10 protein-coding genes and 1 pseudogene are annotated in these 14643 nt (G+C 38.5%); 3 read left to right on the forward strand and 8 right to left on the reverse strand.

Annotated features, from left to right (window positions below; translation table 11 throughout):
* From OFN98_RS02860 to OFN98_RS02885, 6 genes and pseudogenes are all read right to left on the reverse strand, one after another.
* Positions 1 to 1359 (reverse strand): annotated as a pseudogene (locus OFN98_RS02860) (replicative DNA helicase); the annotation flags it as partial.
* 49 nt (positions 1360 to 1408) lie between these two features.
* Entirely contained in the window at positions 1409 to 2470 is a 1062-nt protein-coding gene (gene ispG / locus OFN98_RS02865; RefSeq protein ID WP_270876597.1) for a flavodoxin-dependent (E)-4-hydroxy-3-methylbut-2-enyl-diphosphate synthase, read from the reverse strand.
* 91 nt (positions 2471 to 2561) lie between these two features.
* Positions 2562 to 5756: a type I restriction endonuclease subunit R gene (locus tag OFN98_RS02870; RefSeq protein WP_270874648.1), complete on the reverse strand. Its 3195-nt coding sequence runs from the start codon at positions 5754 to 5756 to the stop codon at positions 2562 to 2564.
* Between the two features lie 21 nt (positions 5757 to 5777).
* Positions 5778 to 7079 carry a restriction endonuclease subunit S gene (locus tag OFN98_RS02875; RefSeq protein ID WP_270874647.1) on the reverse strand — a complete coding sequence of 434 codons (1302 nt, stop codon included), beginning with the start codon at positions 7077 to 7079 and terminating at the stop codon, positions 5778 to 5780.
* Positions 7080 to 7196: 117 nt separating this feature from the next.
* Entirely contained in the window at positions 7197 to 8534 is a 1338-nt protein-coding gene (locus OFN98_RS02880; RefSeq protein WP_270874646.1) for an RNA-binding domain-containing protein, read from the reverse strand.
* An 11-nt stretch (positions 8535 to 8545) separates the two neighbouring features.
* On the reverse strand, positions 8546 to 10255 hold the full coding sequence (locus OFN98_RS02885; RefSeq protein ID WP_270874645.1) for a type I restriction-modification system subunit M: 1710 nt from the start codon (positions 10253 to 10255) through the stop codon (positions 8546 to 8548).
* Between the two features lie 173 nt (positions 10256 to 10428).
* On the opposite strand from OFN98_RS02885, the gene pta reads away from it, so the two are divergent.
* The 3 genes from pta (at position 10429) to OFN98_RS02900 (ending at position 13737) form a co-directional block, all read left to right on the forward strand.
* On the forward strand, positions 10429 to 11829 hold the full coding sequence (pta, locus tag OFN98_RS02890; protein ID WP_270874644.1) for a phosphate acetyltransferase: 1401 nt from the start codon (positions 10429 to 10431) through the stop codon (positions 11827 to 11829).
* Positions 11829 to 13025, forward strand: coding sequence for an acetate kinase (locus OFN98_RS02895; protein ID WP_270874643.1), 1197 nt, complete (start codon positions 11829 to 11831; stop codon positions 13023 to 13025). Before pta ends, OFN98_RS02895 begins: the two co-directional genes overlap by 1 nt.
* A 133-nt stretch (positions 13026 to 13158) precedes the next feature.
* The gene (locus tag OFN98_RS02900) at positions 13159 to 13737 is read left to right on the forward strand and encodes a metallophosphoesterase (RefSeq protein WP_270874642.1); all 579 of its coding nucleotides are present in this window, start codon (positions 13159 to 13161) and stop codon (positions 13735 to 13737) included.
* 115 nt (positions 13738 to 13852) lie between these two features.
* Here OFN98_RS02900 and OFN98_RS02905 read toward each other — a convergent pair whose 3' ends face one another.
* Positions 13853 to 14296, reverse strand: coding sequence for a hypothetical protein (locus OFN98_RS02905; RefSeq protein WP_270874641.1), 444 nt, complete (start codon positions 14294 to 14296; stop codon positions 13853 to 13855).
* 2 nt (positions 14297 to 14298) lie between these two features.
* Positions 14299 to 14640: a hydrogenase maturation nickel metallochaperone HypA gene (gene hypA, locus OFN98_RS02910; protein WP_270874640.1), complete on the reverse strand. Its 342-nt coding sequence runs from the start codon at positions 14638 to 14640 to the stop codon at positions 14299 to 14301.
* Positions 14641 to 14643: the final 3 nt, after the last annotated feature.

A 14643-nucleotide genomic window follows, 5' to 3' on the forward strand; every position in this document is an offset into this window, starting at 1 on the left:
ATCCACAAAACGCGTATAAGGCCCCTGAAATGCGACCTCTATCGTGCGCCCTGCTTCGCCTGAGCGGTTTTTGCCGATGATGATTTCAGCCTTTTCTTCTAGCTCATTTCGCTTAAATTCCTCGATCTCGCTCGGATCTTTGCCTGCCATTTCCAGCGCAGCTCTTTTCTCGCGATACGCCCTTTCTTTATAGACCTCATCACGATAAACAAAAAGTATAATATCCGCGTCCTGCTCGATCGCCCCACTCTCGCGCAAATCCGCCATTTGCGGGCGTTTATCCGATCTAAGCTCCACGCCACGATTGAGCTGCGAAAGCGCGATAATCGGTATGTTTAGCTCGCGCGCAAGTAGCTTTAATCCGCGCGAAATTTCGGCGATTTGCAAATGCCTTTCGCTAAAATTACTAGTGCTTGTCATAAGTCCTATATAATCCACCACGCAAAGCTCGATATTTTCGTGCGCGGCTTTGAGTTTGCGCATTTGGGTGCGCACCTGCTGGATATTGACATGTCCGCTATCATACACAAAAAGTGGCAAATCCATCATGCGTTCGCACTCGGCATTAAACCTGCTCCAATCATCATCGCTTAGCGTCGCACTTAAAATCGAATTTAGCGGCACGGAGCTTCCGATACTTAGCATTCTATACATAATCTGCACGGCTGGCATTTCGAGTGAAAAAAACACCACGCCCTTGCCCTTTTCGAGCGTTTTTAGCATGGAGTTTAGCACAAAGGCTGTCTTTCCCATACCTGGGCGCGCAGCAATGATGATAAGTTCGCCTGGTTTGTAGCCTTTGGTGAATTTATTAAGGTATGTAAATCCTGTGTCAAGCCCCACTAGCTCGGAGCCTACTTGTTCTTTTTGTTTGCGTAGCTCGCTGACGACTTCGGTGATGATTTCGGGGCTGGTTTTGACCCCGCCGTGCTTTTCCTCGTCGATTAGTTTGTAGATTTCTGCGCTGATTTTATCGGCGGCTTCTTTGGCTTTTTGGGTTTCATTTACGATAGTTGGCGTCCTGTGAGCAATCGCATTTAAGCCTCTTTTTATCGATTTTTCTCTAAGCTCGTTTGCATATTTTCTAGTATCAATCAAACCGCTCGTAGCTAAAATTTCAGCAAAAATTTGCTCGTTATACCTGCCTTCTAGCCATTTTTTGATAAAACTAGGCGCGATAGGCTCATCATGCGCCACGCATTTCGTGATAGCCTCATAAACATCGGCATGTGGCTTGAAATAAAAGTCCCCCACGCCAATCATATCGCCGATTTCGCTGTATGCCTCGTCGTCTTGTATGAGCGCGCTTAAAATCGCTCTTTCCATATCCAAATCATATAAATTTGCAGCTACTTCCATAAATTTGCCTTGATTAAATTTGATTAAATTTCATTAAATTTGCCAAAATTTAGCGCTCTTCGTAGCGCTTCACTTCGTCCTCTACTTCGCTTAAAAATCTCTCTACAAGTTCGCTCTCTTTTAGCTTTGCTACTATTTCGCCACGCCTAATCACTAGCCCGTTTCCCTTGCCAAAGGCGATAGCGACATCTGCGCCTTTGGCTTCGCCAAGTGCATTTACCACGCAGCCCATGACTGAGATATTTAAAGGTGCTTTTATATGCTTCGTGCGCTCTTCTACGATTTTAATCGCACTTACTAAATCGCTTTGCAAACGCCCACAAGTAGGACATGAGATGATATTTATGCCACTTTTTTGCACTCCGGCGTCTTGGAGTATCGCTTTGGCGACTTTGATTTCTTCTTCAAGTTCGCCTGTGATCGAAACTCTCATCGTATCGCCGATACCCTCTAATAAAAGCGTTCCAAGTGCGATTGCGCTTTTTATCGTCGCGTGGAAGCTCGTCCCGGCTTCGGTAACGCCTAAGTGAAACGGATACTCGCAAAGCGGACGAAGTGTGCGGTAGGCTTCAACCGTGCGGGGCACATCGGAGCTTTTAAGCGAAATCGCAATGTCGGTGAAATCGAAGTCTTCGAGCAATTTGAAATTATAAAGCGCACTTTGGATCATACCTTGTGGGGTTCTACCAAATTTGGCTTCAAACTGCTCTTCGAGTGAGCCCGAATTTACCCCTATGCGAATCGGCAAATTTCGCTCTTTACACGCTTTTACCACTTCTTTTATGCGCTCTTTTCCGCCGATATTGCCCGGATTTATGCGAATCGCATCGACAAAAGGGGCGACTTCAAGCGCCAAGCGATAGTTAAAATGAATATCCGCAACTATCGGCAAAGGCGAGCTTTTTTTTATCTCTGCCAAAGCTTTTGCGTCGTCATGATCTAGCACAGCACATCGCACCAAATCAGCCCCCGCAAAATAAAGGCGATTGATTTGCGCAAGTGTGCCATTTATGTCTTTTGTCTTCGAAAATGTCATCGACTGCACCGAAATCGGCGCGTCGCCACCAACTGCGACATTTCCTACTTTTATCTGTTTTGTTTTGTATCTCATCACTAAATTTACCTTAAAAATTTTAAAAAATTTGCATTTTAGGATTTTACCAAAATGCGGTTTAAATTTTGATTTCTATAAATTTAAATTATCACGCTACTATCCACCCATATCCCATATTTGCTCGTTCTACTATATGCTCAAACACCAAATCGCTTTTGATTTGAAAAGTCGTCCTATCATAGCTATCTGGCAAATCGCTATCAAGCACAGAGATAATTTTGTTTTTTACTACGGCTTTTGGTTGCGGGTCTTTCCACCAATCCACCACAAATAGCTCATATTTATTTTCAATCAGTGTTTGATATAAATTTTTCGCAGCCAACTTTACCTTTTTTTCTTCTTCTTTACTTAACTTTTCTTTGCATAATAAATCAAAAATTTCCAGCTCTTCTTCACTCAAATCTTCCTTGATATGTCTATTTTCTTCATCTTTTAGTTCTTGCATTAAATCAAGTAATTTTTCATAAAAATCTTCATTTTCAGAGCCACCTGCGTTGTATTCGTCGATAATTTCTTTAAATTTTTCTGCAAATTTGGTGCGAGTTACATTTTTTTTCACCATTATGGCGAGTTTATCTTCGATTAATTTTCGCAAATCGGCAATCGCTAAGTTTTTATGCGTTACCTTTTTAAATTCTTTTCTTAGCTCATCTATATCCACCACAGACAAATCAAGCTCCCTGCCGTCCGTGTTAATGATATATTTTTTCGCATTGTCAGTTGCTACGACGCTTTCATCTAATAATTTATTGATTTTCTCCATTGCAGATTCGATTTTTTCGGGTCTGACATACCCTGCGATAATATCCCTTAAATACAAAATCGCTTCTTTGTATGGTTTTTGATCAAAAATCATATTAAAAATTTCAGGTTTTAGCGATTCGTAGATATTTTCCACCGTATTTGCTAGCGCTTTAAATTCATTTTTAACTTCATCGTTAGCGATGATTTTATCGGCGAAATCTTGGAATTTTTCAAGCTCAGCAAAGGTGTCATCATCTTCTACGATTTGCGTCAAATCCACCCCGTGCAAGTTGCAAAATTTAATCGTCATTTCAATGCACTCATTTAATTTATCAAATAAAACATCGATTTCTTTTACAGGCATATCCACACTATCGCCACCGGCATAATCCACCAATGCCTTTTTTAAATGTTTAAAAACATTAATATGGTCGATTATCAAACCGCACGATTTGTTTTCAAAAACACGATTTGCCCGTGCGATAGTCTGCATTAGCGTGTGATTTTTCATAGGTTTATCAAGGTAAATCGTAGAAACGCTCGGTGCGTCAAAGCCCGTTAGCCACATAGCACACACAAAAACTAGTTGCAACGGGTGATTGTGGTCTTTGAAATTATCTTCTATATCATAGCCGTTTTCATCGACTTCTTCCATGCGTTTAATGTGCGCTCTTATACTCAAATGCTCTGCATTAAATTTGCGTTCTTCTTCATCTGAGCCGTCAGTGCTAATGACAACTGCCATTTCGACACTACGCATATAATCCACAATATCTTTTAATCGTGCTTTTTCATCGATATTTGTCTCTTCTGATATTTTTCGGCGAAGTTTTTTTATCTCATCTTGCCAGTATCGTTGCACCTTATCATACATTTTTACGGCGGTAAATTTATCCACACTTACCACCATGCCTTTACCACGAAATCCACGATACGGGAAATGCTCCACGATATATTTGGCTACTACTTCAAGCCTATCATCGCGTTTGATAACCTCTAACTCTTTGGCATAATGCCTTTCTAAACGAATTTGTTCTTCTTCGCTTAAATTTTCATCTTCTAAAATTTCAGCAAATTCATCATTGAAAAAATCATTTTCAAGGCACATTTCAGGCACTCTTTTGACATAAAAAAGTGGCACGGTCGCATTATCTGCAATCGAATCAGCAAAATTATACTCACTAACATAATCCCCAAAATATTGATTTGTCAAGCGTTTTGAGCCTAAAAGCGGTGTTCCTGTAAATGCAAAATATCCTGCGTTTGGCAAACCTTTTCGCATATTTTCAGCCAAATCTTTATACTGCGTTCTGTGCGCTTCATCGACGATCACCACTATGTCATCTCGCTCTGATAAAATCGGATAAGTCTTGCCTTTGTCATAGCCAAATTTATGAATCAGCGTAAAAAGAATTTTTTTGTTTGTTTTTAGCTCATCACGCAAAGCCTTGCTATTTTTTGGGCGAACTTTTTCATTATCACTTATAAAGCCTGTTCGCAAAAAATTTTTATAAATTTGCTCGTCCAAATCTTTTCTATCTGTTACGACTAAAAAAGTATAGTTTCCGCCTACTTTGCGATTTATTTTAGCTACTAGCATTACCATTGAGTAGCTTTTTCCGCTTCCTTGCGTATGCCAAAACACACCGAGTTTGCCGTTTTTGCTCTCTCTGTCTAAAAACGAAGCAAAAGCATTATTTACACCGAAAAACTGGTGATTTTTAGCGATAATCTTATTTTGTTTTCTATCAAATAAAATAAAATTTTCAATATAATCAATCAAATTTTCAGGCTTACACAAGCCGTTTATGAAATATTCAAGGCTAATTCCGCCCGCCTTGATACTATCTCTATCGACACTTTCATTTTCGCTCTGCACCTTTAACCACTCGAAAAAAAAGTGATAACCAGCCCCAAAACTACCAAGTCTAGTTTCCAAGCCGTTTGATAAAACGCAAATTTGATTATAATAAAAAAGCTGCGGAATGTCTCTTAGATAATTTTTCAAATTATCATCGTAAGCATTTTTAACCGCGACATTAGAATTTTTAAGCTCTATAAAAACAAGTGGCAGACCATTGATAAAAATAATCAAATCAGGTCGCCTAAAATAGCTCTCGCCCCTAATCCACATTTGACTAACCACGCAAAAATCATTATTTTGCGGATTTTTAAAATCAACGATTTTTAAAATTTTGCTCTCTTTTTTGCCGTTTTTATCGAATTCAACCTTTATGCCGTTTTTAAGCCACGCATAACGACTATAATTCTCCCCCATAATCTCACGCGAAAACGGCGTAACACAGAGCTTTTCCCACTCGCTTTTTATAGTTTCATTAGGAATTTCGGGGTTTAGCCGTATTAAGCATTCAAACAAAATTTCAGGCAAAATCACCTGCTTTTTATCCGTTCTGCCTGAGTTATCGGGCAATTTATCGCTAACTTCGGTAAAGCAATTAATCTTTTTATATCCATGCTTACTAACTAACAAATCAATCGCTGATTTTTCAATATCATCTTCTGAAATAAAATTTGCCATTTTTAACCTTTCATATTTTATTCATTGCTTTTGCGTATTTAAATTTATCTTGCCTGACATTAACCTTGGCAATAATAGGTCTCTTTGTTGTTTTAATAGTTCGTTTTGATTTGCAATTTTAGATATATTTTTTCTTATTACTGATACAATATCGCAGAATTTATCCATTAAAAGTTTAGGGGGCAATAACACATCGCCTTGTCTGAGAAAATAATCAAATTTAAAATTTATAATTCCAGTAGATTGTAATTGAAATTTATCAATTATTCTCGTATCGTATAAAAATTTCATCCAGTAATAAAAATATATCGAAGAAATTTTATCTTGTTTTAGCGATATTTTTTTGCAAAAACTTGCACAAATAACTTTGCTATCGAATTGTTCTAATAAGTCTTCATCAATAAGAATAACTCTACCGACTGGTTGCTCTGCTGTTCCACCAGATATTTCGATAACAATATCTTGTGGCTGTAATTGCCTTGATTTATAGTTGCTTTTTTTATGCCAACGACAAGGACAAGTTGATATATCGCCTTTCATAACATAAGGAAAATCGGTTCCACGAATAACATACGCTGGAACACAATATTCCAAATTTTCATCATCGTTTCCCCAGCCACCACCGATATAGTTATCAAATATATCAATCATTTTTACCACATTAAAATCATTAGGAATTTTTCCTAATGTGCTATCTTTAAATTTGGTGTTTTGGTGGTTAGGGAAGCGAAAACGGACAAACCACTCTTTATAAAGTTCTTCTGCACTCCCACGCAAAATTTCCATTCGCCTATTGTTTTTCTCAATCAAATCATCATACGCAGAAAGTATGGACGCAATCTTGGTTTGTTGTGATGTTTCAATATTTTTAATTGAATATTGATATATTTTATTTGGCGAAGTGTGATGAACCGTTGCACCATTTGAACTCGCTGCAATCGTTCTTTGATAGTGCGGAGAACGCATAACCCAATAAATGTATTCTTTTATAAAATTTTTATTAAATATATTAACTAAACCTATTCGTTGATTATGTAAATATTGATGATTTTGATTAAAAGGAACTAATGCTCCGTAACCTATCGTATCCGCTTCTTTGCTTAAATCTGTCATAGTTACTATCAAATCACCTGTTTTTAAAATAAATTCCTTTGGAAAATTCGTATCCGCATAAAATTTTTTAGTTTCTACAAAGCCACCAACAAGAGAAAAATTACCTGGTGTAACAAGTAGATAACCAGTGTCGTAATTACAAAAAAATTCGCCCTTAAAAGCAAAACCGTGCTTTATCGTCAATATATCTTTCAGTTTAATGTATTCCACAATCACACCCCAAATAACTCTTTTAAATTTAAATAATTTGCCTTATTTTGCACCATTTCAAAATTTTGTTTAATAATCCGAAATTGTTTTTCGCACAGATGAGTTACACACAAAATTTTATTCATCGATAATCTCCCAATGCCCGCTATAACCACTGCCGATATAGCGAATATGCTTTATTTTGGCAATGTGGCGTTTGATAGTAATCACGCTTTTATTGCTTAATTTTGCCAATTTTTCTGCGGTGATTTTATCATTTTGTCGAATTTGCTCTTCTATCCATTTATCCAAATCTTTATCTTGGGTATCATCTTGGGTATCATCTTGGGTATCATCTTGGGTATCATGTTCTAATTTGTCTTTAATCTCAAAGGCAAATGGAATACTCACCCGCAAAAAGAAATCTAAAAATTCAAAAATAGTTCTATCGTAACGCTCTGTAATCAACGGAATACCATAGCCTGTTTGTTCCATTAAGTCTAAACGAATAAAAATTTTGGCTAATTCTTCATTTACAGGCTTAGAAATTCCACGAAAAAAATCTTCTTTGGTAAGGTTTTGTGGTAACCCGCCTGTGGATACAATCTCCATTCTATCGCTAAAAATATATATCGCAGGCGGTGTGCCATCTGCCCAATTATTATGCAAACAAGCATTAAACCAAACTTCACGAAAAGCATCTGTATCAAATAACGGTTTATCTTGTCTTACGCCACGCGAAAATGATATGCGTGTTTCGTTGATTACATCTACGCAGTAATCAAAGGCTTGTTTCATCGCTACGACAAGACATTTTTCTCCATATTCGTTACGCTTGATTATGCCGTCAGCTTTGTTTTTACCATTAAATCGCACGACTTTAATCGATACTTCATTTTTATCGGCTAATAATTCTGCCATTTTATTGTATTTGCCGTCTGTGGTGAGTAAATGAAAATTTTCAGCAAAAGTTTTATCGTTAATCGTTAAGCCTTTTTCAGTAAGTAAAAGTTTTAGGTATTGGAATGTAAGGTTTTGCATTTTAGTGGGTATCTCGGTGATTTTTGTTTTACTATTTAAGTATTTATTGTGTATTGTTTCGATTTGTTCTTCACTCATAGCACGAGTAGTAGAGCCTATACGCATAAAACAACCTTGCGAACTTCTGCCATATTTTTTTATATAGTATAAAGCATTGCCTTTTTGAACATTGATTTCAATAATATGTTTGCTCTCAATGTATTTTGTGCCTAATTCTATAAAATGACGAGGGTCTGGTAAAATTTGATTTTCAATAATATCGGCGATTTGTTTTAGATTATCGTCTAAATCATTGACACCCAATATCATGCCATTATCGTGAATTCCAATATAAATTTTACCACCATCTGAATTTAAAAAACCAACAAGTTCTTTTGGTAGAGTATTATTGAGTTTTTGTTTTAATTCAATTTTTTCTGTTTCGGTAAATATCATTTATTTTCCTTTTATATCCCAAACAACTCTTTTAAATTTAAATCAATGGTTTTTTCTAACTCTTGGGCTTGGATTGATAGTTTTTGAAATTCGCCGTGTAAATCAAGCATTTTTTCTTTGAATTCATCTTCACTTAATCCGTCATCGTCAATCACCACGCCTACATAACGACCTGGATTGAGCGAATAATCCTGCTCTATAATGCCGTCTTCGCCGTTTAATTTAGCAACCTTGCAAAGCCCGACGACATCGTTATAAACGCCCTCTGGAAAGTGTTCGCTTAGCCAGTCGATTTGGGCTTGATAATATGATTTTGACGGATTATCTTCTTCGTCTGAAATCTCAGGGGCGTTATCTCGTGCTATTTCATACTCTTTGATTAAATCTATAAAAGACTGCGTATCGCCCTCGTATAGCCTTGTAATTATGCCAAGATTTTTAATCTGCTCGTTTGAAAATTTGCGATGAGCGCGATCGATTTGGGTAAAAATGTTTCTGGCATCTATAAATAAAATCTCATCTTTATTCTTTTTGGCTTTATCAAAAAACCATAAAGTCGCAGGTAGAGTGACAGAAGAAAACATATTTGACGGCAGGGTTACCATTTGGCTAATCACACCGCTTTCTATCAGTTTTTTACGAATTTCAAGTTCGCTATTGCCAGCATCTGATGCTGAATTTGCCATAACCAAAGCCGCTTTGCCTGTGGGTTTAAGCGAAGTGGCAAAAAGATTTATCCATAAATAATTGGCATTTGGCACGGTTTCATCGCTTTTTTTGCCTTTGGATTTGTTTTGGGGTATGCCGTATTCGTTAAAGCGTTTTTGGTCTTTTACCTTTTCAAGCACGACATCATTGACATTAAACGGTGGATTTGCCATAACGAAGTCGAAATTTGCGTAGCTCTCATAAGGGTCAGAATAATAAGAATTTGCGTGAGTAATCTCGCCACGGACATTGTTTAAGACCAAATTCATTTTTGCTAAACGCACGGTTTGCTGGGTTTTTTCTATGCCGTAAGCTTTGAGATTGATTTGTCTGCCCTTGTTTTGGTGTTTGGCGATATAATGAGCCGTTTGCACAAACATTCCGCCAGAACCACAAGCGGGATCTAAAATTTTGCCTTCTTGGGGATTTAGCACTTCAACCATATATTTAACTACACTAGATGGCGTGAAAAATTCTCCGCCTTTTTGACCTTCTGAAAGGGCAAATTTGCCTAAAAAATATTCGTAAATTTCGCCAAAAATGTCTAATTCGACATTGTTTGGAATGTCCTTAAAATTGCGTAAAAGATTGGCTAAAACTTGCGGATTTTCGGGTGTATTGACAGAATAATAAATGTCTTTTGGAAGCACATCTTCAAGCTCGGCGGTGTATTTTTCGATCTCAATCATCGCATTTTTGACAGCTTGGGCAAGATCGGCGTTTTCAGGTAAATTTAATAAAGTGTCATATTTAGCATTTTGTGGCAGATAAAAACCGCATTTTTCAATCGCTATTTCGTGGATATCTCGTTCGGTGCGTGTGCCTTTGAGTTTGTCAAATTCGGCTTGGATTGATTTTTCGTGTTGTGAGTATTTGACATCGGCAAAGCGTAAAAAGATTAAACCTAATACAGGCTCGGCATATTCAGTAGCCTTTAAGCCTGAATTTGCTCTAAGCTGGTCGGCACTTTCCCAAAGTTTGTCTTTGAGTTGTTTTAAGTCTTTTATAAGCATAAATTACCCTTGAAAATTTAAAAGTCATAAATCTGCAAATTATAGTTTAAAATTTAAAAATTTACAACGATAATCTAATTTTATTTCGCCCAAATTCCACAAATTTAAAACAAATCTGGGCTTTAATATGATAAAATGCAAGTGTTTTTTTAATTTTTTTATAAGGATTGCTTATGAACGCATTTTTTGTTTTAGGCGACGATGTGCGCGATGTCACAGCCAAATTTGACGGCGCTGTGGCGCTAAATATCGTCCCAGATGTGGCGAGCGAGAGCGAAATCATATCGCTTTTAGAAAAAGGCGAGATTGCACAAATCTCAAAAATGGCAATAGCCAAATTTGACGCAGTCTCAAAAAACGCAAAATGCGTAATCGTCTATGGCGTAAAAGGCTTCGATGAGGTGCTAAATTTCGGCCTTAGCAAGGATTTGGCTCTGCCTGTGGTGGGACTATATACGAGCGAGAGCAAGGCGAAAATCGCCGAGAATTTCGCCAAAAAATGTGGCGCACAAGTTTTGCGCTTCACCACAAAAGATGTCTGCGCTGATTGCCTAGGCGAGGCGCTAAAAGGCGCGAAATGCGAAATTCTAACCCCAGTGAGATTTGAAAGCACGCTTTATGCAAAAGCAGCCGCAAACAAAAAATCAGTCGTCCTACCAGAAGCCGATGATGAGAGAATTTTGTGCGCTAGCGAAATTTTGCTAAAAAGTGGCGCGGTAAATTTAGTCTTGCTTGGCGACGAGGCAGAAATTAAGGCAAAAGCTGGAAATTTAGGGCTGAATTTAGACGGCGTCAAAATCATAAACCCAGCAAACAACGAATTCTCTGATGAGTTTGCAAACACCCTTTACGAGCTTCGCAAAGCCAAAGGTATGGAGCTAGAAAAAGCGCAAAAATTAGTGCGAGATCGCACATTTTTCGGCACTATGCTAGTGTATAGTGGCAAGGCCGACGCTATGGTCAGTGGCGCTAGCACGACCACAGCCGAGACTATCCGCCCAGCACTACAAACAATCAAAACAATGCCGGGCGTAAGCACGGTTAGTGGCTCATTTATCATGTGCCTAGATAGCCAAATCGTGATTTTTGCAGACTGCGCCGTCGTGCCAAACCCAGACGCAAACGCCCTTGCAAGTATCGCGATTAGCTCGGCAAATACTGCGCGCGCATTTGGACTAGAACCACGCGTAGCCATGCTAAGCTACTCTACCAAAGGAAGTGGCTCAGGCCCAAGCGTAGAAATCGTAGAAGAAGCCACCAAACTAGTTGGCGAGCTTGCCCCTGATTTAGCAGTCGATGGACCATTGCAATTCGATGCAGCGTTCGATCCTACAACCGCAAGCAAAAAGGCCCCAGGCTCAGCGGTAGCTGGCAAGGCAAATGTCTTTGTTTTCCCTGATTTAAATGCAGGAAATATCGGCTACAAGGCAGTCCAACGCACATCTGGCGCTGTGGCAATCGGCCCAATCTTGCAAGGTCTTAAAAAGCCAGTTAATGATTTAAGCAGGGGTTGCAAGGTCGAGGATATCGTAAATACAGTGCTTATTAGCGCAATTCAAGCAGGAGTAAATTAATGGAAATTTTAGTCATAAACTCAGGTAGCAGTTCAATCAAATTTAAATTCCAAGATATGGATAATAAAACTTGCCTTGCAAGTGGCGTCATCGAAGAGATTGGCTCAGAGCATTCAAAAGCCAAGATTGAGGCAGGCGAGTTTGAAAAAGAGGTCAAAGAGCCGATCAAATCGCACGAAGAAGGCATTGAGATAATGTATCGCTTGCTAAAAGAAAGTGGCACGCTAAAAGACATCAACGATATCGAGGGTATCGGACACAGAATCGTCCAAGGCGCTGATTATTTCGACAAAGCAGCCTTCGTAGATAGCGATGTGCTAGCTAAAATCGAAGAGCTTTGCCCGCTTGCCCCTCTTCACAACCCAGCAGCAGTTGCTGGAATCAAATCATGTATGAGCGCGTCAAAAACCCCAAATGTGGCTGTTTTTGACACTACATTTCACCAAAGCATGCCGCGCGAAGCATATATGTATGCGCTTCCGTATGAATTCTACGAGAAAAACAAAGTCCGCAGATACGGCGCACACGGCACTTCTCACTGGTATGTATCACGCACAGCGGCTGAATTTTTAGGCGTGGATTATGATAAATTTAACTGCATTACGCTTCACCTTGGAAATGGTTCTAGTATCACCGCTATCAAAAATGGCAAATGCGTCGATACTTCAATGGGTATGACTCCACTCGAAGGCCTTATGATGGGCACTAGGTGTGGTTCGATAGATCCTGCGATTATCGCGTATATGGAGCGTGTGGCAGGTCATGGCGCACAAGAAATGGACGCGATAATGAACAAAAAAAGCGGACTTTTGGGCATTTGTGGCACGAGCGACTTGCGCAAAGTCGAGGAAATGATGGAAGCAGGCGACGAAAAGGCAAAACTCGCCTATGATATGCTAGTCTATCAAATAGTCAAACTCGTAGGTGCATACTACGCAGTGCTTGGCAAAATCGACGCTATCGTTTTCACAGGCGGTATCGGGGAGAACGCAAATATCTTGCGCGAGAGAGTTTGCGAGAAGCTAGCGCATTTTGGTATCGCAATCGACAAAGCCGAAAACAATGTCCGCAGGAAAATCAACCGCGATCTAAGCACGAGCGAGGCAAAAATCAAAACTCTAATTATCCCTACAAACGAAGAGTTAGCGATCGCCGAGCAAGTAGTCGAGGTGCTAAAAGCTAAAAATTTAGCCTAAATTCCGTAAATTTTAGGCGAGAAATCGCCTAAAATTTGCCTATTTTTCAAAATTTACGCTACAATACGCGCTTAAATTTTAAAATTTCACTTCCACACAAAATTTAAAATTTCACCGAATTTAAGGGTTTAAAATGAGTAAAATTTATTTTATCAGCGATTTGCATTTCGGACACGAAAACATTATGAAATACAGCCCAAAATACCGAAATTTTAAGAGCGTGGCCGAAATGGACGAGTATCTAATCGCCCTGTGGAACGACACTGTGAGCGATGATGACATCGTCTATAATCTAGGCGATCTCTCATTTCACAAAGACAGCGCCAAAACAGCGCGGATTTTAGAGCGGTTAAACGGCTCGCATAGGCTGATTTTGGGCAATCACGACAAACAAATCATCGCAAACGCCGATTTGCAGGGCTATTTCGACGAAATTTGCGATTATAAATATTTCAAAGCCCCCGGCGTGAAAAAGGGTCTCGTGCTATTTCACTACCCGATTTTGGAGTGGAACGGCGCGCATTATGGCTCGGTGCATTTATACGGCCATGTGCATGACAAAACCCCGCCACTAAAAGGGCGCGCGATTAATGTTTGCTATGATTATAACGGCAGATTTTTGGAATTTAAAGAAATTTTAAAAATGGCTGAGAAGCTGGATTTTAGTGGGTTTATACATAATACTAGCGATGATGAGAGCGAGGAAGAATAAATTTGTCGCAGTCGCTTAATGGTGGGCAAGAATGCCCACCCTACGATACTTTTCGACTACTCTCGCATGAGAGAATTTATAAAAATCAATAAAGAAATTTGAAAATTTTTACCAATCAAAAAAAATCAAATGTAGTAAAATATGATTTTAATACATTTTCGTTTTTATATGATTTTCTTTTACGCCTACGATTTGGTTTAAAGAAAAAATCGTAAATCAAAATCGGAATAAAAAACAGAGCAATAAAGTGAAACAATGCAAATACAAAAAAATCCAATTTTTTATTAAAATATTTAAATATACAAAATCTTAAACATTGAATTATTGCAAAACTGGATATTCCTATAAAATAAACATAATCCATGCTATTTTCAAATTCAAAAAAACTTTCAAAACCAGTAATAATTTCTGCTATGGCAATACCACAAATTGAATAAGAAATCATAATAATCGGTATGAGCAAATATTGTAATATCTTTTTATCAGAATAATAAAATATCAAAATATCACAAATCAATATAAAAAGTATCAAACTTATAGCTATAATAAAATAACCCATATTTACTCAATCACAAGTTGCATTAGATACAAATCTTCGCCGTCGGTTACTTTTAAATTTCTACTCTCGCATTTTGGGCAGATGAAGTTGTTTTGCTCCAAAATGCCCTTATATCCGCACTTTTCGCACTCTATTACGACATCTTGAATTTGTAGCGTAAGTTCGGCATTTTCGCAGACCGTGCCCTGCCTAAACACATCGTAGCAACTTTGCAAATAATGCGCTTCCACGCCACTAAGCCTGCCTACTTTGACTACGATTTCTTTGATTTCTCCGCCGCCGTTTTCGTTTAAATTTTTCTCGCAAAGCTCCACTAAGCTTTGCACTATCGACATTTCGTGCATATT

This window comes from Campylobacter sp. JMF_15 NE4 (assembly GCF_027737645.1).
Lineage (GTDB): Bacteria > Campylobacterota > Campylobacteria > Campylobacterales > Campylobacteraceae > Campylobacter_B.

Bases quoted from the DNA above. Each gene is read 5' to 3' on its own strand.
- OFN98_RS02885 (WP_270874645.1), bottom strand. From the start codon at position 10,255: ATGCTTATAAAAGACTTAAAACAACTCAAAGACAAACTTTGGGAAAGT.
- hypA (WP_270874640.1), bottom strand. From the start codon at position 14,640: ATGCACGAAATGTCGATAGTGCAAAGCTTAGTGGAGCTTTGCGAGAAA.
- ispG (WP_270876597.1), bottom strand. From the start codon at position 2,470: ATGAGATACAAAACAAAACAGATAAAAGTAGGAAATGTCGCAGTTGGT.
- OFN98_RS02905 (WP_270874641.1), bottom strand. From the start codon at position 14,296: ATGGGTTATTTTATTATAGCTATAAGTTTGATACTTTTTATATTGATT.
- OFN98_RS02895 (WP_270874643.1), top strand. From the start codon at position 11,829: ATGGAAATTTTAGTCATAAACTCAGGTAGCAGTTCAATCAAATTTAAA.
- OFN98_RS02870 (WP_270874648.1), bottom strand. From the start codon at position 5,756: ATGGCAAATTTTATTTCAGAAGATGATATTGAAAAATCAGCGATTGAT.
- OFN98_RS02900 (WP_270874642.1), top strand. From the start codon at position 13,159: ATGAGTAAAATTTATTTTATCAGCGATTTGCATTTCGGACACGAAAAC.
- OFN98_RS02880 (WP_270874646.1), bottom strand. From the start codon at position 8,534: ATGATATTTACCGAAACAGAAAAAATTGAATTAAAACAAAAACTCAAT.
- pta (WP_270874644.1), top strand. From the start codon at position 10,429: ATGAACGCATTTTTTGTTTTAGGCGACGATGTGCGCGATGTCACAGCC.